This window comes from Yoonia sp. R78084, from assembly GCF_044595625.1.
In the GTDB taxonomy this organism is placed as follows: Bacteria; Pseudomonadota; Alphaproteobacteria; order Rhodobacterales; family Rhodobacteraceae; genus Yoonia.
The window spans coordinates 968,454-988,916 of sequence record NZ_CP138993.1; the positions used below are offsets into that span (position 1 = coordinate 968,454).

General features: G+C 59.0%; 20 protein-coding genes and 1 tRNA gene. 14 read left to right on the forward strand and 7 right to left on the reverse strand.

Annotated elements, in window-relative coordinates; translation table 11 throughout:
* Positions 1-109 precede the first annotated feature (109 nt).
* A complete protein-coding gene (locus tag SJY29_RS04985; RefSeq protein ID WP_400087551.1) occupies positions 110-433 on the forward strand; it encodes a hypothetical protein in 324 nt (107 codons plus the stop codon).
* Positions 434-452: 19 nt separating this feature from the next.
* Here the strand turns inward: SJY29_RS04985 and SJY29_RS04990 are convergent, their stop codons facing one another.
* Both SJY29_RS04990 and SJY29_RS04995 read right to left on the reverse strand, forming a co-directional pair.
* Complete coding sequence (locus SJY29_RS04990) at positions 453-1,154, reverse strand: tetratricopeptide repeat protein (RefSeq protein WP_400087554.1); 702 nt, start codon at positions 1,152-1,154, stop codon at positions 453-455.
* 253 nt (positions 1,155-1,407) lie between these two features.
* Positions 1,408-1,497, reverse strand: a tRNA-Ser gene (locus SJY29_RS04995).
* A 242-nt stretch (positions 1,498-1,739) separates the two neighbouring features.
* Here SJY29_RS04995 and SJY29_RS05000 point away from each other — a divergent pair.
* Genes SJY29_RS05000 through SJY29_RS05030 form a run of 7 tightly spaced genes read left to right on the forward strand, consistent with a single transcriptional unit; the run spans position 1,740 to position 8,172 of the window.
* Positions 1,740-2,708: an SPOR domain-containing protein gene (locus SJY29_RS05000; RefSeq protein WP_400087557.1), complete on the forward strand. Its 969-nt coding sequence runs from the start codon at positions 1,740-1,742 to the stop codon at positions 2,706-2,708.
* A 30-nt stretch (positions 2,709-2,738) separates the two neighbouring features.
* Positions 2,739-3,920, forward strand: coding sequence for a D-alanyl-D-alanine carboxypeptidase family protein (locus tag SJY29_RS05005; protein ID WP_400087560.1), 1,182 nt, complete (start codon positions 2,739-2,741; stop codon positions 3,918-3,920).
* The gene (gene tmk, locus SJY29_RS05010; protein ID WP_400087563.1) at positions 3,917-4,525 is read left to right on the forward strand and encodes a dTMP kinase; all 609 of its coding nucleotides are present in this window, start codon (positions 3,917-3,919) and stop codon (positions 4,523-4,525) included. Before SJY29_RS05005 ends, tmk begins: the two co-directional genes overlap by 4 nt.
* Positions 4,522-5,628, forward strand: a complete 1,107-nt coding sequence (locus SJY29_RS05015) for a DNA polymerase III subunit delta' (protein ID WP_400087566.1) — start codon at positions 4,522-4,524, stop codon at positions 5,626-5,628. The genes tmk and SJY29_RS05015 overlap by 4 nt, the downstream gene beginning before the upstream one ends.
* 10 nt (positions 5,629-5,638) lie before the next feature.
* Positions 5,639-6,427, forward strand: coding sequence for a TatD family hydrolase (locus SJY29_RS05020; protein WP_400087569.1), 789 nt, complete (start codon positions 5,639-5,641; stop codon positions 6,425-6,427).
* Positions 6,424-7,227, forward strand: coding sequence for an MBL fold metallo-hydrolase (locus tag SJY29_RS05025; RefSeq protein WP_400087572.1), 804 nt, complete (start codon positions 6,424-6,426; stop codon positions 7,225-7,227). The genes SJY29_RS05020 and SJY29_RS05025 overlap by 4 nt, the downstream gene beginning before the upstream one ends.
* A gap of 15 nt (positions 7,228-7,242) precedes the next feature.
* On the forward strand, positions 7,243-8,172 hold the full coding sequence (locus SJY29_RS05030) for an AEC family transporter (RefSeq protein ID WP_400087575.1): 930 nt from the start codon (positions 7,243-7,245) through the stop codon (positions 8,170-8,172).
* Here SJY29_RS05030 and SJY29_RS05035 read toward each other — a convergent pair.
* Positions 8,169-8,456, reverse strand: coding sequence for a DUF1330 domain-containing protein (locus tag SJY29_RS05035; protein WP_400087577.1), 288 nt, complete (start codon positions 8,454-8,456; stop codon positions 8,169-8,171). The two genes, SJY29_RS05030 and SJY29_RS05035, sit on opposite strands and share 4 nt — an antisense overlap.
* 201 nt (positions 8,457-8,657) lie before the next feature.
* On the opposite strand from SJY29_RS05035, the gene SJY29_RS05040 reads away from it, so the two are divergent.
* The 6 genes from SJY29_RS05040 to SJY29_RS05065 all read left to right on the forward strand — a co-directional run bounded on the left by SJY29_RS05040 (position 8,658) and on the right by SJY29_RS05065 (position 16,506).
* The gene (locus SJY29_RS05040) at positions 8,658-9,758 is read left to right on the forward strand and encodes an efflux RND transporter periplasmic adaptor subunit (protein WP_400087580.1); all 1,101 of its coding nucleotides are present in this window, start codon (positions 8,658-8,660) and stop codon (positions 9,756-9,758) included.
* Entirely contained in the window at positions 9,758-12,922 is a 3,165-nt protein-coding gene (locus SJY29_RS05045; RefSeq protein WP_400087583.1) for an efflux RND transporter permease subunit, read from the forward strand. Before SJY29_RS05040 ends, SJY29_RS05045 begins: the two co-directional genes overlap by 1 nt.
* A gap of 140 nt (positions 12,923-13,062) precedes the next feature.
* On the forward strand, positions 13,063-13,953 hold the full coding sequence (locus SJY29_RS05050) for a metal ABC transporter substrate-binding protein (RefSeq protein WP_400087586.1): 891 nt from the start codon (positions 13,063-13,065) through the stop codon (positions 13,951-13,953).
* Entirely contained in the window at positions 13,950-14,807 is an 858-nt protein-coding gene (locus tag SJY29_RS05055; RefSeq protein WP_400087589.1) for a manganese/iron ABC transporter ATP-binding protein, read from the forward strand. Before SJY29_RS05050 ends, SJY29_RS05055 begins: the two co-directional genes overlap by 4 nt.
* Positions 14,804-15,661, forward strand: coding sequence for a metal ABC transporter permease (locus tag SJY29_RS05060; protein WP_400087591.1), 858 nt, complete (start codon positions 14,804-14,806; stop codon positions 15,659-15,661). The genes SJY29_RS05055 and SJY29_RS05060 overlap by 4 nt, the downstream gene beginning before the upstream one ends.
* Positions 15,661-16,506 (forward strand): metal ABC transporter permease, encoded by an 846-nt coding sequence (locus SJY29_RS05065; RefSeq protein ID WP_400087594.1) that lies wholly within the window; start codon positions 15,661-15,663, stop codon positions 16,504-16,506. The genes SJY29_RS05060 and SJY29_RS05065 overlap by 1 nt, the downstream gene beginning before the upstream one ends.
* Here the strand turns inward: SJY29_RS05065 and SJY29_RS05070 are convergent.
* The 4 genes from SJY29_RS05070 to SJY29_RS05085 are packed head-to-tail and all read right to left on the reverse strand — an operon-like array spanning position 16,503 to position 20,388.
* Positions 16,503-17,060 (reverse strand): membrane integrity-associated transporter subunit PqiC, encoded by a 558-nt coding sequence (locus tag SJY29_RS05070; protein WP_400087597.1) that lies wholly within the window; start codon positions 17,058-17,060, stop codon positions 16,503-16,505. The genes SJY29_RS05065 and SJY29_RS05070 overlap by 4 nt on opposite strands.
* 3 nt (positions 17,061-17,063) lie before the next feature.
* The gene (locus SJY29_RS05075) at positions 17,064-19,157 is read right to left on the reverse strand and encodes an intermembrane transport protein PqiB (RefSeq protein ID WP_400087600.1); all 2,094 of its coding nucleotides are present in this window, start codon (positions 19,155-19,157) and stop codon (positions 17,064-17,066) included.
* The gene (locus tag SJY29_RS05080) at positions 19,154-19,789 is read right to left on the reverse strand and encodes a paraquat-inducible protein A (RefSeq protein ID WP_110280464.1); all 636 of its coding nucleotides are present in this window, start codon (positions 19,787-19,789) and stop codon (positions 19,154-19,156) included. The genes SJY29_RS05075 and SJY29_RS05080 overlap by 4 nt, the downstream gene beginning before the upstream one ends.
* Positions 19,759-20,388 (reverse strand): paraquat-inducible protein A, encoded by a 630-nt coding sequence (locus SJY29_RS05085; protein WP_400087603.1) that lies wholly within the window; start codon positions 20,386-20,388, stop codon positions 19,759-19,761. Before SJY29_RS05085 ends, SJY29_RS05080 begins: the two co-directional genes overlap by 31 nt.
* Positions 20,389-20,463: the final 75 nt, after the last annotated feature.

The following is a 20,463-nucleotide window of genomic DNA, read 5'->3' on the forward strand; positions in this document are numbered from 1 at the left end:
TAACGTATATGCGTCACGAAAAAGCGTGAATACGTCACGTTTAATTGTCACGAAATAGCATTGAATCGTCTCGCTTGTCGGTTGCGGTAACCATCGCTAGACTACGCCCATGGCTGTCAAACCCGACCCTGTCTTTACAAAGTTGACCAAAGTGCTTTCGGCGCTGAAGGAAACGACTGTGAAAGAAAAGAGCGGAGAAGAGGCAGCCAGTGAGCTGAAAGAGGATTTCCGGCGCGAAAACGGGGGTGCCCCGCTCACCGATAGTCAGCGGCAAGCCGTGCGCCGGACTAAAATCAGGGTAGAGCGGGAAACCAAACGCAAGCAGCACATACGGCGCTGCGTTGCCTGCGGATCGCAACTGCCGGTCTCTGCACGTGCGGACGCCAAGACATGCAGTGACGCATGTCGGCAGAAACTAGCACGAAATCGTTAGGTTGATGTCTGGCGCCGCACTACCAGTCGCAGTCGGCATACCCGCTGCTCAGGCATTTATGCGCCATAAGCTGCGCAACTGAAACGTCTTCGACTGACATGTCCTGAGCGACCGACGCCCGAAGGATATCGCCGCCCTCGAACCCGTTCACATCGCCAATAGCGTACCACATATAGGCTTTAACGTCATCTTGCGGGACGCCTTCGCCATTTCTGTGCATGACGCCAAGCGTGGATTGGGCAAAGGGATCGCCTTGTTTGGCCGCCATGGCGTACCATTGGAGCGCCTGCGACAAGTCCTGCGGCACACCTTCACCGTTGCGATACATCACACCAAGGTTGAATTGCGCCGTTATATTTCCCTGTTCGGCGGCCTTGCGGTACCACCGCACAGCCTGCGCATCGTCCTGGGGCACGCCTTGGCCGTTGTCGTACATGTAGCCCAGATTGGTCTGCGCTGCAGCATCACCCTGCTTGGCGGCAAGCCGGTACCATTTCGCAGCTTCGGCATAGTCTCCGAAGCCATCCTCATAAGTCATACCGACGTTATAGAGCGCGAGCACATCGCCGCCTTGCGCGAGGGGAAGCAATTCTTCGAGTGCAACCTGATAATCGCCTTCGTCAAAGGCCATCATGGCCCTGTCAAAGCTTTGTGCTGTCGCGACAGACCCCGATGACAAAGCCAGAACCGAGGCCCAAAGGGCATGACGTAGGATACTCATTAAACTACCAAATATTAAACAAAAACACAGTGCACTGGATCGGTGAAAAGGTCAAATCTGAGCCCGGAACGCCAGCGGCTCAAAATATGCGTGTTTTGTCTATGCTGGGCGCGCCAGCATGGACCCTCAAAGGTGATGCCGCTTTGTTACCTCAAGGGTGCGATAGGCCACTTGAAGGTCAAGCCCTTGAACCTGCACTGCAATTTGGAGATGCGGGAGGCATTTGTGCGCATAAAAGCCGCTCGGGCTGTCATGGCGGAGGAGGTGGGATTCGAACCCACGGTAGACTTTCACCTACGTCGGTTTTCAAGACCGGTGCATTCAACCACTCTGCCACTCCTCCGACACGGCCCTGTTAGCGGGTCGTTTCTGATTCGAAAAGCACGTTCACACTTTGGGGAATTCCGCCGACAAAATAAGCGAGAGCCTTTCAAAACGTTTCAACGAAGGCTATCATTTCGCGGTGTACGAAGGGGCGCGCGTTTTGCGCCGTGCGATCATGTCCATCAAAAGGGCATAGAGCAGCAACAAAGATGGCTGAAAACAGCTGATACCTGCCGCAGAGCAGGTGCAACAGAGGGGCAAATGATGACAGGCTTTGTGTTTTTGAACGCGAGAAAATGGCCGGTTTCGCTGGCAGTGGCCGCGACGATCGGTTTGACCGCTTGCGACGAGAACGGAGAATTCGCCTTTCCAAGCACCAGTAACGCTTCCCAGGCTGCCGCTGGACCTTTGCCAGCCAATGCGCTTGGCCAGCGCATGCAACGTGATGTCGATATCGAACGCCCCGATATTTTCGCGATCAACAGCGACGGATTGTGGGACGGCCGCCCGTCATTGGGCGGTGTCTGGGTTGCCCACCCCGAGGTGACTGACCCCGAGCGTGTTGTGATCCGCAACACCGAAGGCGGCCAGGAGGTAATCGGTGCGCTGTTCCGCCGTGAGCGCGACAATCCTGGTCCGCTGTTGCAGGTGTCCTCGGATGCCGCTGATGCGCTGGGTATGCTGCCCGGTGCACCGACGCGGCTTGAGGTCGTTGTGCTGCGCCGCCAAGAGGTTGAGGTGCCCCCCGCAGAAGAGAACCCCGTCGTTGCGAGCCTTGCATCCCCTGTCGCTGTTGAAGCCACACCTTTGGAGGATGCGGAAGAGAGCGGGGCAGGTGAAGCTGCTGCGGCCACCGCTGCGGTCGTTTTGCCAGCTGCTGTTGAAGCTGCCACGGCCGCCGCAGAGGAAACGGCTGCGGCCACGGCCTCCGTGGCTGCTGATGTTGCCACCCCTAGCGCGCCGATTGATGTGTCTTCCGTGCTTGCAGCCCCCGCACCATTGCCTGCGGGATCGCGGGCGCAGATCGGCGTGTTCAGCGTGGAGCGCAATGCCAATAATGCCGTCGCCACGATTGCCGAGGCCGGGATTGAAGCAACAGTGAGCCCCGAAGAGCTTGGCGGGCGCACCGTGTGGCGTGTGATCGCGGGGCCGCTGACCGATGCTGCCGATGTGACCCGGCTGAAAGAATTGGGTTTTGTTGATGCCTTTGTGATCGAAGCCACAGAGTAAAAACCCTTCGAAAAAGGAGAACCTGTCCTCATGCGTTTTGGTTTCTTGCGCCACTTTGCCGTCATTGCCACTTGCCTGTTCACGCCGGGTGGGGCGCTTGCCTTTGAGACAAGTGCGACAGCCGCCTATATCTATGACCAGTCGACCGGCACCGTGTTGCTGTCCAAGAATGCCGAGACACCTTTGCCGCCGGCCTCGATGTCCAAGCTGATGACGATCTACATGGCGTTCGAGGCCGTGGCGGATGGTCGTCTGGACATCAACGAAGAACTGCCTGTGTCGTCCCATGCGGCAAGTTTTGGTGGCTCGTCCATGTTTCTTGACACGACCGACCGTGTGCGCGTCGAAGATCTGTTGCGCGGTGTGATCGTTGTCTCGGGCAATGACGCCAGCGTTGTGCTCGCAGAGGCGCTTTCGCCTGACGGGTCCGAGGCCGGTTTTGCGCGCATGATGACTGAACGCGCGCGCCAGATGGGCATGATGAATTCAACCTTCGTCAATTCGAGCGGATGGCCCGCTGCCGGTCACCGGATGTCGATGGAAGACCTCGGTATTCTGGCAGACCGTCTGATCACGGATTTCCCCACGTTCTATCCGCTTTTCGCCGAAACCGATTTTCCCTTTGATGGCCGCGTTCCGTCCAATTCGGCCAACCGCAACCCCGTTCTGGCGATGGGGCTAGGGGCGGATGGCCTGAAAACCGGTCACACGATGGAGGCCGGCTTCGGTCTCGTGGGCTCTGCCAAACAGGATGACCGTCGCATCATCTGGGTGATTACCGGCCTTGATAGCCGCGAAGCACGGGCCGAGGAATTTGTCAGGATCATTAACTGGGCCTTCCGCCAGTTTGCCGAAAAGGACGTGGCAGAAGCGGGGACGCGCATTGCGACGGCAGACGTGTGGATGGGTGCCATGCCGACGGTCGGTCTGACAGTGGCCGAGGACCTTTCCCTTTTGGTGCCGGTTCTCAATCAGGGCGATATTGACGCAGAGGTGGTCTATGATGGCCCGATCGAGGCGCCGATCACAGCGGGCCAGCAACTGGGCGAACTGGTCATTACGTTTGACGACCTGCCCGAGAAGCGCATTCCTCTGGTCGCCGAAGAGGATGTTGCAAGGGGCGGGTTTGCCACACGCCTGCGGACGGCGGCGCTGGTGCTTTGGCAGAAATATGGTCCGGCAAACGCGGGCGAGGTGCCGGAAGAGGCATGAGCAAGCCCCGCTTTATTACCTTCGAGGGCATTGACGGCTCTGGCAAATCCACACAATCCCGCCGTTTTGCAGACCATCTGCGCGCGAAGGGCGAAGATGTTATCCTGACCCGAGAACCGGGCGGAAGCCCCGGTGCCGAGGAAATTCGCGCGCTTTTGCTGACCGGTGATACGGACCGCTGGTCGCCCGAGACCGAAATTCTGTTATTTACGGCCGCCCGTCGCGATCATCTGGAAAGGACGATCCAACCCGCACTGGCAGACGGCAAGACCGTGATCTCGGATCGCTTTGCCGATAGTACCCGCGTCTATCAGGGGGCCACCCGCGGCGATTTGCGCGGGATCGTAGACAGTTTGCATAGCCTGATGATCGGTCGCGAACCCGACCTGACCTTCATCATTGATATGGACCCCGAAACAGCGCTGCAACGTGGTCTGGCCCGCAAGTCCGGCGAGGACCGGTTTGAAGACTTTGGTCTGGGCTTTCAGGAAACGCTGCGCCACGGGTTTCTGGCCTTGGCCCATGCCAATCCCGACCGCTGCGTGTTGATCGACGGTAACCGCACAGCGGACCAGATCGCCAGCGAAATCGCGGCCTACGCATGAGCGACGAAGATATCCCAGAACCGGACCGCATTGCCGGCGCACCGCATCCGCGTGAAACACAGGTGCTGTTCGGTCAGGACAAGGCGCAGGCGGATTTTCTGGATGCTTTCGGGGCAGGGCGGCTGCATTCGGGTTGGCTGATCACTGGCCCGCGCGGTGTGGGCAAAGCCACGCTCGCATGGAAGATTGCAACCTTCCTGCTGGCCAATCCGGAGGGTGGGCTTTTTGGCGATCCCACGCTCGCTGTCGATCCTGACCACCCCGATGCCCGCCTGATCCAGTCCGGCGCCCATCCGCGCCTGTCGCTCATCCGCCGCCCGTGGGACGATAAAACCAAAAAGCTGAAAACCGAAATCACCGTCGATGCGGTGCGCAGCCTCAAGACGTTTTTCCAGATGTCCTCCGCCGATGGTGGGCGGCGTGTGGTCATCGTCGATGCCGCAGATGAATTGAACCGGAATGCCGCCAACGCGATCCTGAAAGAGCTGGAAGAGCCCCCCGCGAATTGCACCATCCTTCTGGTCGCACACCAGCCGTCAAGACTTTTGCCGACGATCCGCTCGCGCTGTCGCGAACTGCGTTGTGCGCGTCTGAACGCCGCTGATTTGCAAAGCGCGCTGGCGCAGGCGGGGCACCCGTCCGAACAATCCGAGAGCCTTGCCACCCTTGCAGGCGGCTCTGCGGGTGATGCGATCCGGTTGTTGAACCACGACGGGCTTGCGCTCTATGCCGAACTGATCAAGATGCTTGACCGTCTGCCGCGCATGGATCGCCCCGCCGCCTTGCGCCTTGCGGATGCCTGTGTCGGCAAAGCGGGCGAGGTACGTTTTGGGATGACGCTTGATCTGATCGATCTCTTTTTGTCGCGCACCGCACGCGCGGGCCTGATGGGCGAACCGTCCGCACAAGGGGCCCCGGGTGAAGCGCGGCTGCTGGCGCGTCTGGCCCCGGATGACCGCGCGGCGCGCCGCTGGGCGCAATTGCAGCAGGATCTGACGGACCGGTCACGCCACGGACGCGCTGTGAACCTTGACCCTGCAGCGCTGATCCTTGATATGATTTTCAAAATAGAAGAGACGGCGCAAGCGACAGTCCTCCTTTGAAGGCCCCATAATGACCCACGCCACCATCGTTGACAGCCACTGCCACCTTGATTTCGCGGATTTTGATGCCGAGCGGGATCAGGTCGTTGCGCGTGCTTTGGAGGCGGGTGTGTCGCGGATGGTCACGATCTGCACGCGGCTTCGTCTGGAACCGCAGGTGCGGGCGATTGCCGAGACTTACGCCCCTGTTTTCTATGCCGCAGGTACGCATCCAATGAGCGCCGCCGACGAACCGCTCGCAACAGTCGATGAGCTGATCACTCTGGCTGCGCACCCGAAATTCGTGGGGATTGGTGAAACGGGCCTTGATTATCACTACACTGCCGAAAGCGCCGCTATTCAGCAGAAATCCTTGCGGGTCCATATCGCGGCGGCCCGTGAAACCAAGCTACCCCTGATCATCCATGCCCGCGCCGCAGATGACGACATGGCGCGTATTCTGAAAGAAGAATATGCCAACGGCGCCTATACTTGCGTGATGCATTGTTTTTCCAGCAGCGCGGCCTTGGCAGAGGCGGCTTTAGAGATGGGTTTCTATCTGTCCATGTCCGGCATCGCGGCCTTTCCCAAAAGTCAGGACCTGCGCGATATCTTCGGTGCGGCCCCCATCGACCGCATTTTGGTCGAAACCGACAGCCCCTATCTTGCACCTCCGCCCCATCGGGGCAGACGGAATGAGCCCGCCTACACGGCCCATACCGCGCGGGTCGGGGCCGAGGTCTTCGGTCTGTCTTATGAGGACTTTGCCAGGCAGACGACGGCAAATTTCGATCGCCTGTTCTGGAAAGCCGCCGCATGAGTGACCAGATCAGCTTTCGCATACTGGGCTGTGGATCATCCGGCGGCGTGCCACGTCTTGGCGGGCTGTGGGGGGCCTGTGATCCCACCAACCCCAAGAACGCCCGGAGACGGTGTTCCGTGCTTGTCACCCGCACCGGTGCCCACGGACAGACCCGCGTCCTGATTGACACAACGCCGGACATGCGCAGCCAGTTGCTCGACGCTGACGTGGGCCTGTTGGATGCTGTCGTCTATACCCATGGTCACGCCGATCATGTGCACGGGATTGATGACCTGCGCATGATTGTTTTCAACAAACGCGAGCGACTGCAAGTCTGGGCCGACGGCGATACGACCAACGACCTGCTGGGGCGTTTCGGCTATGCCTTTGTGCAGCCCAAAGGATCATCCTATCCGCCCATTTGCGAACTGAACACGATTGACGGCGATATCACGATCAGCGGGGCAGGGGGCGATATCGTGCTGCGCCCCTTCGCGGTGCAACACGGCTCCATCGAGGCGCTGGGGTTCCGCATTGCCGATGTGGCCTATCTGCCCGATGTCTCATCCATTCCCGATGACGTCTGGCCGGTGTTGGAGGGGTTGGATTACTGGATCGTTGATGCGCTGCGCCGTGAACCGCACCCGACCCATTCGCATCTGGCCAATACGCTCGAATGGATCGCGCGCGTGGCCCCCAAACAGGCGATCCTGACGAATATGCACAACGATCTGGATTATGAAACAGTCGCCGCAGAGACACCGGAACATGTCAGCCCTGCTTATGACGGCATGACAATCACCATTGCTGTCCCCTAAGCCGAAGGATCCGACATGGCCGCGCTGATCAACGTCATCCTGCCGGTATTTCTGGTCATCGGCTTTGGCTATGTTGCTGTCTGGAAAGGCTATTTCAGCGATAGCAGTGTCGAAGGGTTAATGAAGTTCACCCAAGGCTTCGCGATACCCTGCCTGTTGTTCCGCGCCATCTCGACACTTGACCTCCAACAGAACTTTGATCTGGCGCTTCTTGCAAGCTTCTACGCCGGCGCATTTGCCGGTTTTGTCACGGGATTGCTGGGCGCGCGCTACATTTTCGGGCGCGATTGGGAAGACAGCGTTGTCATCGGGTTTTGTTGCCTGTTTTCAAACTCGCTTCTGTTGGGACTGCCCATCACTGAACGCGCCTACGGTGTCTCAGCACTCGAGGCGAACTATGCCATCATCGCGATCCATTCGCCGTTTTGTTATATGGTGGGCATTACCGCGATGGAGATCGCACGCAATCGCGGCGGCTCTGTTGCGGCCTTGCCGGGCAAAGTGCTCAATGCGATGTTCCACAATGCGCTCATCATCGGCATTACGCTGGGCTTTATCGTAAATCTGAGCGGCATTCCCTTGCCTTCGGTGCTGACGGACGCGATTGATCTGATGATCCGCGCGGCCCTGCCAGCAGCACTTTTCGGTCTGGGCGGTGTGCTGTATCGCTACCGGCCGGAAGGTGACATGCGTACCATCCTGTTTGTTGTGGCGGTCTCGCTTGTCCTGCATCCTTTGATCGCATGGGGGCTTGTCCGCGCAAATGATCTCTCTGATGCGGCCTTGCGGTCGGCAACAGTGACGGCAGCCATGGCGCCGGGGATCAATGCCTATGTCTTTGCCAATATGTACGGCAAGGCCAAGCGCGTAGCGGCGTCGGCTGTTTTGATGGGCACGGCCCTGTCGATCCTGACGGTCTGGGTGTGGCTGGCGGTCCTGCCCTAGACGCCTTCGACCACGACGATCATACTGGTGGCATTGTCGCGCCGGATCTGCGCCACCTCTTGATAGGCGGGATCATGATAGGCCGCCTTGGCTGACGCGTAATCTGGAAACTCGAAAACAACATGGCGGCTGTATTCCGGACCTTCGGGATGCTCGGACTGGCCCCCGCGCACCAAGGGTCGCCCGCCATAGCCCTGAATGATGGGCGTGTTCTGTGTGATATAGGCCTGATAGGCTTCTGGGTTTGTCACAGTGACATGGCCGATAATATAGCCCTTTGGCATGTTGTTCGCTCCTTCGCATTGGTCTTTTGTGGCACCATCTGCGCTTGATCTTGTGATGACAAGCGCGCGTTTGCAGGTTGGCTTTGCTTACTTTTTCAGCAGATGCGCCAGAAAGGGCGTGTTTGGCGCGGTCAACCCGCCCAATCGTTGACTTCACGGCCGTCACGCTACTTTAGGTCAAGCGTTCATCGGAGAACACCAATGCGTTTGCTACCTGTTTTTGTGATTGTCCTGACGACGACTGCTTCGATTTTGCAGGCGCAGGGGGGACCTGCGGCAGTTGGTGTGCAATCTGTTGAAACGCGCGCATTGGCCGAGACTGTCCCTGTCTTCGCCGAGGTGACAACTGCACGTGACGGCAATGTCGCGGGCCGCGTTGCCGGCAATGTCGACATGGTAGCCGTTCTCGCAGGCACGCGCGTGACAACCGGTGATCTTTTGGTCGAATTGAACGATGATCTGCTGACAATTCAGGTAGCCCAGTCCGAGGCGCAACTGGCTGAAGCCGCCGCAGGCATTGATACCGCCCGTGCGCGTGTTGATCGGGCCCGGATCGCCCTCGACCGGATCGAGGCGTTGCGCGGCGGGTCATCCTTTAGCCAAGGGCGGTTTGACGATGCACAGGCCGATTTTCTCGAAGCGGAGGCCCAGTTTTTTGAAGCACAAGCCCGTGAGAAAAGCGCCGAGTCACGCCTTGCCGAAACCCGCTATCAGCTTGAGCAGAGCCGAATAACAGCGCCTTTTTCAGGTGTTGTCCTCGAAGTGAACACGATCCCCGGTGCCTTTATTCAGGCAGGCACGCCGCTGGTGCGTCTTTTGGATACCGACGCCTTTGAAGTGCAGGCCAGCGTGCCATCGCGGTACACTAATTTTCTGTCCCCCGGGCAGATGGTGACCGCCAAGACCGAAACCGGTGCCGAGCTGATGCTGGAACTGCGCGCCATTCTGCCTGTCGAGGACCCTTCGACGCGCACCCGCGCCGTGCTTTTTGCAGCGCCATCACTGTCGGCCGAAGGCAACGCCGCTGTCGGGCAGAGTTTGACCGTGGATATCCCAGTTGGGGCCGCGCGTGATGTGCTCTCCGTGCCAAAAGACGCGCTTGTGCAAGGGGCAGGCGGCTGGACCGTCTTTGTCGCCGCCGAGGACCAGGCGCAGCCGCGCAATGTGACCTTGGGTGTACCTTTGGGCGACCGTTATGAAGTGGTTGATGGTCTTGTTGAGGGTGATCTGGTGGTTGTCCGCGGGAATGAACGGCTGCGTCCGGGGCAGGCCATTGCCGCCAATTTGTTGGAGACGAATTGATGGATATCATCCGGTATTCCATTGAACGCCCTGTCGCGGTCATTGCGGCTGTTCTGATGGCCGTTCTTTTTGGTGCGCTGGCCCTCACCCAAATTCCGATCCAGCTCGCACCCGATGTGCGCAAACCAATCGTTGTGATCTCGACCAACTGGCCCGGCGCCGCCCCCTCTGAAATCGAACGCGAGATTGTGAACCCGCAGGAAGAAACGCTGCGTGGCCTCGACGGGCTTGAGATCATGACGTCCCGCTCGCGGACGGGGCAGGCCGAGGTTACGCTTGAATTTGCGATCGGGACGGACATGAGCCAGTCGCTCTTGCTGGTCTCCAACCGCCTTGACCGCGTGGGTGGCTATCCGGCGGAAGCGAATGAGCCGACGCTGAACACCTCTGGCGCCGACGACAGCCCTATCGCATGGGTGCTGATCACGGCCGCCGAAGGCAATACGCAACCCATGCCGAACTTTGGTGATTTCATCGAAGACATCGTCAAGGACCGTGTCGAGCGGATCCCCGGTGTCGCCGCTGTGAACGTCTTTGGCGGGGTGACGCGCGAATTGCAGGTGGTGGTGGACCCGCAACGCCTGTCGCGCTTTGGCCTGACAGTCCCGGAGGTGGTGCAGCGGCTGCGCGCCGAGAATATCTCAATCTCTGCAGGGGATGTGGATGAAGGCAAGCGGCGCTATATCGTGCGCACGGAAAGCAATCTGAACACCGAGGATGCGATCCGCAATGTTGTGCTGCGTTCGGATGCAGCAAGCGGTGGCATCGGGCGGGTGCGTGTCAGTGATGTGGCAGACGTGGCCTTCGCCTATCAGGAACCAACCGCGCGGCTGCGGTTCAAGGGTGAACCCAGCCTCGCCTTCAATGTGGTCCGCGAATCCGGTGCCAATGTGATCACCGTTATGGAAGAGCTGCGCGTCGTGCTGGACGAACTGCAGGCCGGACCGATGACCGACCAAGGCCTGATCCTGCAACAGGTCTATGACGAGACGATCTATATTGAAGGTGCGATCGATCTTGTGACCACGAATATCTATATCGGTGGTGCGCTGGCGGCATTGATCCTGATGTTGTTTTTGCGTTCGCCGCGGGCGGTTGTGATCATCTCACTGTCGATTCCAGTGTCGATTGTTGCCACTTTTGTTGTCATGGCCGCGACAGGACGCACGTTGAACGTTATCTCGCTGGCGGGCATCGCCTTTGCGGTGGGCATGATCGTGGACGCCGCGATTGTGGTTCTGGAAAATATCTACCGCCTGCGCGAGGCCGGGTATTCACGGCGCGAGGCGGCTTATCTGGGGGCCAAACAGGTCTGGGGCGCGATCCTCGTGTCGGCGCTGACGACCGTTCTGGTCTTTGTGCCAATTCTGGTGATGCAGCTTGAGGCAGGGCAACTCTTCCGCGATATCGCGGTGGCGATTTCGGTCTCTGTGCTGTTGTCGCTGGTGGTTGCCGTTACTGTGATCCCCGCACTGGCCAGCCGTTTGCTGCGCCGTGATGATCAAAAGATGGTCCCGCTTTGGGGGATCGACCACTTGGGGCGGGGGTTCCGTAATCTGGTCATGGCCTATGTGCGGATGACGGTCCGCATCCGTACAATCGGGATCATCATGGTGACCCTGATTGCCGGCGGTGCTGCGGTGGCCAGCTGGGCCTTTCTGCCGCGTCTGGAATATCTGCCCGAAGGCAACCGCAATCTGGTCTTCGGCCTGATCATTCCGCCCCCTGGCTATAACCTTGAAACCACTGAAACCATTGCGCAGCGTATCGAAGACGTGGCCCAGCCTTTGTGGGAAGTGGCCCCCGAAACGCAAACCGCAGATGGCGTGCCCGCTATCGACAGTTTCTTTTTCGTGGCCACACCGGGCAATTCTTTCGTCGGTGCCGCAGCGGTTGATAGCCAGCGCGCAGGCGAGTTGATCCCGATCCTCAGCCGCCCGATTTTTGCCGAACCCGGCACCTTCGGTTTTATGACCCAACCATCCCTTTTCGGGCGCGGCGTGGGTGGCGGCCGCGCGATTGAACTCAATATCTCGGGTCAGGACCTGAACGAAATCTTGGCTGTGGCGGGACGTGCGGCAGGGATCGTTTCTGGTGTTCTGCCGCGTGCGGAAGGGCATCAGTTCCGGCCTATCCCGGGGCTTGAGCTGGGCGCGCCAGAAGTCCGATTGATCCCTGATCGCCTGCGCCTTGCAGATGCCGGTTTGGACAGTTCCGGGCTGGCGGCCACGGTTGATGCCTTTAACGACGGGTTGCGCGTGGCGCAGATTACGGTGGGCTCAGAACGTGTTGATCTGGTGCTGAAAGGGGACCCGACGATAAGTGACGCGGCCCGTACGCAAGATGTGGGCAACTATCCTGTTGTCACGCCGGGCGGCCAGATCGTGCCGGTATCGGCCTTGGCGGATGTCATGCTCACCGCAGGCCCGACCGAGATCAGACACCGCGAACGCCTGCGGACGGTCACGCTCGAAGTGCGCCCTGCCGATAACCTGCCCTTGGAACAGGCCGTCGAGATTTTGGAACAACAGGTCGTTGCTGTGCTGGAAGAGCAGGGCATCCCCGGCGATATCCGCCTGAGCGTGTCCGGCACGGCCGATCAACTCAGCCAGACCTGGAACGCGATCCAGATCAACCTGATCGTGGCGCTGGTGATCGTCTTTCTGGTCATGGCAGTGCTGTTTGAGAGCTTTGTCCTGCCGCTGGTCATTCTGATTGCTGTGCCGGTGGCTGCGGCGGGCGGGGTCGGGGGGCTCGCGGTGCTGAACCTCTACCAGACCCAGCCGATGGATATGCTGACGCTGCTGGGTTTCGTGATCTTGGTGGGCATCGTTGTGAACAACGCGATCCTGATCGTGCATCAGACGCTCTTCCATCTGCGCGAGGAAGGGATGGAGCCAGTTGACGCCATCGAAGAGGCCACACGCAACCGGATCAGACCGATCTTTATGTCGACGCTGACCAGCATCATGGGGATGTTGCCCTTGGTCATCTTCCCCGGCGCAGGGTCCGAGCTTTACCGTGGTTTGGGTGCAGTTGTTGTTGGTGGCCTGTCAATGTCGGCCTTCCTCACGCTTCTGACAGTGCCGCCGCTGCTGCGTCTGGCGATCCGCAAACCAGACCTTAGCGAGGCGAAAATTGGCGCCGTCGCACCGGCGGAATAGGGGCAACGGATAGAGCTATCACGGTCTGATGATCACCTCTTCGTGACTACATGAGAACCATTCTCATTTCATTTTACAATTGCGAATAAGTCGCATAAGCATCTTTTCGATTGACAGTTCTCTACCGAAAGGACACTCCAATGACTATGATCAAATGCCTCTCCTTTGTGTGTTGCGCTGCCGTGTTTTCCTCTGCCGCCATGGCCCAGGAAGACCGTTTCAAAGCCGTCACGACCTTTACGGTGATCGCCGATATGGCCCAGAACGTGGCAGGTGACGCGGCGATTGTGGAAAGCATCACGCGGGCAGGGGCCGAAATCCACGGCTATCAACCCACCCCCCGCGATATCATCCGCGCGCAGGATGCCGATCTGATCCTGTGGAACGGGCTGAACCTTGAGCTCTGGTTTGAACAGTTCTTCAGCAACCTCTCGGATGTGCCCAGCGTGACACTCTCTGACGGGATCACACCGCTCAGCATCTCGTCAGGGTCCTACGACGGCAAACCCAACCCCCATGCCTGGATGAGCCTTGAGAGCGCGTTGATTTATGTCGACAATATCCGCGACGCTTTTGTCGAACATGACCCCGACAATGCCGAAACCTACCGTGCCAACGCCGAGGCCTATAAAGCCGAAATCACTGCGACGATTGCGCCTCTGCGCGACCGGATTCTTGCCGTGCCTGCCGAACAGCGCTGGCTTGTCAGCTGTGAAGGTGCCTTCAGCTATCTTGCGCGCGATTTCGGGATGCAGGAACTCTACCTCTGGCCCATCAACGCCGACCAGCAAGGCACGCCCCAACAGGTGCGCCGCGTGATTGATACAGTACGCGAGAACGATATCCCTGCCGTATTCTGCGAAAGCACTGTCAGTCAGGCCCCCGCCGAGCAGGTCGCGCGCGAGACAGATGCGGAATATGCGGGCGTCCTTTATGTTGACAGCCTGACAGAGGCGGACGGCCCCGTGCCGACCTACCTTGATCTCTTGCGCGTCACCACAGAAACCATTGCAGCAGGCCTGACTGAATGATCCAAAGCCCCGGCATCATCTCGCAGAATGTGACGGTGACCTACCGCAACGGGCACACCGCACTGCATAACGCGAGCTTTGAAATCCCCACAGGGACGATCACCGCCCTTGTGGGGGTAAATGGTGCCGGAAAATCAACGCTGTTCAAGGCGATCATGGGGTTCGTGCCTGCCGCACGCGGCGAAATCTCGGTGCTTGGCATGCCGGTACAAGAGGCGCTGCGCCGCAATATCGTGGCCTATGTGCCGCAATCCGAAGAGGTGGATTGGTCGTTCCCGGTCCTTGTCGAGGATGTGGTGATGATGGGCCGCTATGGCCACATGGGGTTCTTTCGCCGCCCCAAAGCCGCCGATCATGCGGCGGTGGCTGATGCACTGGCGCGGGTGAATATGTCGGATTTCCGCAAGCGTCAGATCGGCGAGTTATCAGGCGGACAGCGCAAGCGGGTGTTTCTGGCCCGCGCCTTGGCGCAGGAAGGGCAGGTGATCCTGCTTGATGAACCCTTCACCGGCGTTGATGTGCAAACCGAGGATGCGATCGTCGCCCTCTTGCGCGATCTGCGTGATGAGGGGCGGGTGATACTGGTCTCGACCCATAATCTTGGGTCCGTGCCGGAGTTCTGTGACCGCACAATTCTGGTCAAGCAAACGGTGCTGGCCTACGGTCTGACCGCAGATGTCTTTACCCACGAAAACCTCGAAATCGCCTTTGGTGGCGTATTGCGTCACTTCGTGCTGGGTGGGTCAGACCTGCACGACGATGATGACAGTCGCCAGATCCGTGTGATCACCGATGACGAGCGCCCCTTTGTTGTCTACGGCGAGGACGGCAGCACCGAGAAAGAGCCCACATGATTGCGCTTTTGCTGGAACCTTTCAGCTATGGCTACATGTTCAACGCCATGTGGGTCAGTGCTTTGGTCGGCGGGGTTTGCGCGTTTCTCTCTGCCTATCTGATGCTCAAAGGCTGGTCGCTGATCGGTGACGCGCTCAGCCATTCGATCGTGCCGGGCGTGGCGGGGGCCTATATGCTGGGTCTGCCCTTTGCTTTGGGGGCCTTTGCCGCAGGCGGGTTGGCCGCAGGGGCGATGCTGTTTCTCAACCAGCGATCGGGGCTGAAAGAGGACACGATCATTGGTCTGATCTTTACGTCCTTCTTCGGGCTGGGGCTTTTCATGGTGTCGCTCTCGCCCACATCGGTGAGCGTTCAGACGATCACAATGGGCAATATCCTTGCGATCACGCCCTCCGATACACTGCAACTGGCGATCATCGGGTTTGTGACCTTGGCAGTGCTGCTGGCCAAATGGAAAGACCTGATGGTTGCGTTTTTTGATGAAAACCACGCGCGGTCCATCGGGCTGCGGCCCGATCTGTTGCGCGCGGTGTTCTTTACGCTGCTGGCGGCCTCTTGCGTTGCCGCTTTGCAAACCGTGGGTGCCTTTCTTGTGATTGCCATGGTCGTGACACCGGGGGCGACAGCCTATCTGCTGACAGACCGTTTCCCACGGTTGTTGGTGCTGAGCGTCACCATCGGGGCAGGGACCAGCTTTGTAGGCGCCTATCTGAGCTATTATCTTGATGGCGCCACAGGCGGGATCATCGTGAGCTTGCAAACACTGATCTTTCTTGGAGCCTTTGTTTTTGCGCCCAAACACGGCTATCTGGCCGCGCGCCGCCGTGCGGCCGCTGCACTGGAGGGCAGTTGATGGAAACGCTCCTCTTTCCCTTCCAGTTCGCCTTTATGAACAAAGCCTTCCTGATGATGGCGATCATTGCTGTGCCAACAAGCTTGCTGTCCTGTTATCTTGTGCTGAAAGGCTGGTCGCTGATGGGCGATGCCATCAGCCACGCGGTTCTGCCGGGCATTGTCATTGCTTATATGCTGAACATCCCGCTGATCATCGGGGCCTTTGTGGCGGGGATGACCTGCGCGCTCAGCACCGGTTTTCTGGCGGCCAATAGCAGGGTCAAGCAGGATACCGTCATGGGGATCGTGTTTTCGGGCATGTTCGGCTTCGGGCTTGTGCTTTACACAAAGATCACAACGGATGTGCACCTCGATCACATCCTCTTTGGCAATATGCTGGGGGTTGATAACGCAGACCTTTGGACGGCTGGCACAATTGCCGCCTTTGTTGCGGTCATCATTCTGGCCAAGCAACGCGAGTTCATGCTCCATGCCTTTGATCCGGTGCAGGCGCAGGCGGTCGGGTTGCGGGTCGGATGGCTGCACTACGGGCTGTTGGCGCTGATTTCCTTGACGATTGTCGCCACGCTTTCGGCGGTGGGGATTATCCTGTCGATCGGTCTGTTGATCGCACCGGGGGCGATTGCGTTTTTGCTGACGAAACGCTTTGCATTAATGCTGCCGATTGCGGTGGGGGTGACGATGTTCGCAGGTCTAACGGGCGTCTATCTCAGCTTTTTTCTCGACAGCGCGCCTGCGCCGACTGTCATCCTTGTGCTGACAGCGATCTTTATCGTGGCATTCGTGCGGGCGAACCTGAAGGTGCGGCGCGCCACGGCAACGCTGGGTGACGCAGTAGGTTAACGCCCGAGCACAGCGCCAATCTGTTCGGCCAGTTTCAGCAAGGCAGCCGATTGCGCCGCAGCGATACTTTCAACTGATCCGTCCGTCACCTGTTCCATGATGTCAAAACGGTGGGTGCTGTTGCGGAAATCCGCACCTTCACTGGCAACAAAGAACTGGCCGCGCAGCTCGAACGTGCCATCCAGACCCCCCAGCATCCGTTCGACCCGCACATCGACGGATACATCGGGCAGGCCGATGAAGGGCCAAGGGTCAGGGCCGACATCGGTGTTCAGAATGTCGCTGAGGGTCCGCGTCAGGATCAGTGTGACAGCGCGCTCCGGCTCGTCCGCCCAGAGCACGTCTTCACGTAATGTGATGCGCCCGTCGGCAGTTTTCACGGCAATCTCTTCTGCGGCGGCATATGTTGGCAGAGACACCGTCCGGATCATTGCACTGCCCACCAAGGGACGCAGCTCGACCGAGGAGGGGAGCGGTGTCATTGCGACCCGCTCGGCCAGGGGTGAACAGGCGGCAAGGGCTGTCAGGACAAGGACTGTGAAGCGTGAAAGCATGATTTACCGTCCGATCAACAAGGAATTGGGGTTTCGTTCGATGGTGCGCGCGAGCGAGGAAATCGCATCAGACGCTTCTTGAATATCGCGCAGCGTTGACAGCGTTTCGGCGCTGAAGCGGGACCGCTCGCCATAACTGTTTACCACCGTCGTGATCTGGGTCACCAGATCATTTGCGCGCGCGGACAGGGCGGGCAGGGTGCTGACCGCGTCTTCGACTGCGCTGGCTGCTTGACTGGCCGAGGCAAGGGCGTCGTTCACATTTTCAATCGCACCGCCTTCGCGGACTTCATCAAGGAAGGTGCGCAAAGACACGAGGGCGGCGTTGGCTTCGGCAGGAAAGGCAATTGCATCGTCGGTTCCCAGAAAGGCATCAACCGCGTTGAGTGTCTCGGTCGCCGACGCCACCAGCGCCTCCAGCTCCAATTGGTTGGCGCGGGTTGTCAGCGCCTGGATATCTGCGGTGATCTGCGGCAGGTTTTGTGTGGCCTGTTCGATATTCGTGGCCGCCTGTGCCGCGGTGGCGATCGCCGCATCAAGGTTCGTGATGATGCCGGTTTCGCTTGCTTCGGCCACAAGACCGTTGATGTCATTAATGACAGTGCGCAGGTCATTGGGAATGGCCTGCAAATCCTCTGAGGCAATCAAGGCACGGGATTCGTCCAGCAAGGACACAAGCGCCGCCGGCGCATTGCGCGTCGAGTCGTCATTGGCCAGCCGTTCGATGCTGTCCATCAAGTCAATCGCACCATCCATCAGTTCTTCAACCGGCAGCGCATTGATGCGCGACAGAAGGCCTTCGGCGGTGGCGGCTACGTCGGAGATTTCCGAATCCGTAGTGGGAATGACCGGATAGTCGCCGGATGTCAGGTTCATGATTGCAGGCAGCGCGTCCTCGACTTCAACCAGTTCGACAAAAAGGGTACCCGCCAGAATATTCCCTGTCACCATCCGTGCCCGCAGGCCGCGCGTGACAAAATCGGACAACAGGTTGAACGCCTCTTCGACAGTGGCGTCACTGCCCATGCCAAGGCGTGAAGGTTCCACCGCAAGCACGGCCTGCAAGCGGACTTCGGCATTGGCACCTTGGCCCACCACGATGGCGTTCAGGTCGCTGACCTCGCCGATACGGATGCCTTGAAAGCGGACTTCGGACCCGACGGCCAGACCACTGACTGACTGTTCGAAAAGCACCGCGACACGCAACACTTCTGCATTGGGATCGGTAAAGAGACTTTCGCGTGCGGCCTCTTCGCTATCGAAGATGTCAAAAATTGCGCCATCCTGAATTGGCTGGCCGCCCGAGACAACAGTATCAAATGAAATCCCGCCTTCGATCACAGACGCGAGTGAACTGACGTTCAAGGACACGCCCCCGGTGCCAAATGAGACACTAAAGCCAGAGGTGTCCCAGAATCGCGTGCTGCTGGTTATGCGGCGGTCATAGGGGCTTTCGATAAAGGCGGTGACCACAACCTGACTGCCATTGAGGGACAGCTGCGGCTGTTCCAGATAGCCGACCTCGATCCCTTTGTGCAGCACCGGTGCACCCGCCGAGATGCTGCCACCATCATCGGCGCGCAAGGTCACCGTGGTGCCGCGCTGGTTTGCGCGGGTCAGGATAGGCTCTTCCAGACCGATGAACTGTGTCTGGGCCACATCGGCCTCTGTGTCCCAGTTTCCTTCGATATAAACGCCCGACAGGACGGTATCGAGACCGGTAATGCCGCGCACGGACACATCAGGGCGCACAACCCAGAATTGGGCGTCGTCATCAAGAAAGGGGGCGACGGTTTGATCAATCCGCGCATGGACAAGCACATCGGTCAGACCATCCGAAAACTCGACATCCTCCACCTCACCGATGGTGACATCGCGGTATCTGATACTGGTTTCCCCCGCTGTGATCCCTGCCGCGTTTTCAAAGCTGATCGTGATCAGCGTGCCGCGATCAGCATAGTTCTGCCACGCGGCCCAAAGCGAAATTGCCAAGGCAAAGATGGGCACAAGCCAGACCAAGGATAGGCGCTGCCAGATCTTCTTTTTGACGGGTCTCACGTCGAGCGGTGCTGGCCCGTTTGTGTTCGGATCACTCATTGCTGCTTGGTCCTGTCTGCGTCCCAGATCAGGCGGGAATCAAAGGCCTGTGCGGATAACATGGTAAAAATGACAGACAACGCAAAGCTGACTGCCGCGATGCCGGGGTTGACGGTTGCGATAGTGTCGAGTTGCACCAGTGCCGACAGGATTGCAACGACAAAGACGTCGATCATGGACCAGCGCCCGATGAACTCGACCACCTCATAGGCCACGTGGCGTTCGTGCTGGTTTTCACCGGAATGGCGCTGCACGCTGATGGCCAGATACATAATGGCGACGAATTTCCCGACAGGGATCATCACCGAGGCGACAAAGACAATGAGCGCAATACCGTAAGAGCCGTGATCGAAAAGCTCGACCACGCCACCGATGATGGTGCTCTCCGAGCGTTCAACCAGTGTCGAGGTCAGCAGCATCGGATAGATATTGGCCGGAATATAAGCGATCATACCCGCGATCAGCCAGGCCCAGACCTTCTGCAGGCTCTGGGTATCACGGCTGACCAGCCGCCCCTCGCACCGCTTGCAGATGCGCGTCTCCAGCGGATGCACCTGTCCACATCGCTGACAGGCCACCAATCCTGCGCTGCGGGCCGTAATCAGGCCGAGGCTTTGTCCAGCTCTTCCCAAATCGAATACCTGCAAATCAATTGATCTTTGAGGACGGTAATCACCACGACCCCGGCGAAGGCCCAAAATGCGGGGCCAATTGTCACAGCGGCAAGTCCTGCCACCTTAATCAGCGCAACAGTCACACCAACGATGAAAATTTCAGCCATGCTCCAAGGGCGCAGTTTCTCGGCCAAGGCAAAGGCTTGACGCGCACCTTGACGCGGCTTGGCCTCGCGTACCAGCGGACCCAGCGCATAAATCAGCGCGCTCAGGCGGATCAGCGGGATTACGATGATAAAGAAAGCGACTGCGACCGCCAAAGGGAACGCATAACCGTCTTTAAAGGCCATCACCGCGTCCAGAACCGATGTCGCGTTTTGCAGACCGCCTGCATCCAATGTCAGAAAAGGAAAGCTGATTGCGGCAATCATCATCACGAAGGCGGTCAACGCAAGGCTAATCACGCGCGCGATGGCCGAAGGTTGTGAGGTCATCAAAACAATCCCGCAACGCTGGCAATGGGCCTGCGAGTTTTCCGGCAGGCTATGCGCTGTATGCAGCGTGTCGCACTGCGGACAGGCGACAAGATCATCAAGGGGCGTCGTGTGTATGCTCACGCGGTTCGGGCTCCTGCCATCGCGGGGACCTGCCCCAGACGTCACGCGAGGTTATCGCGTATGGGACAGATATGC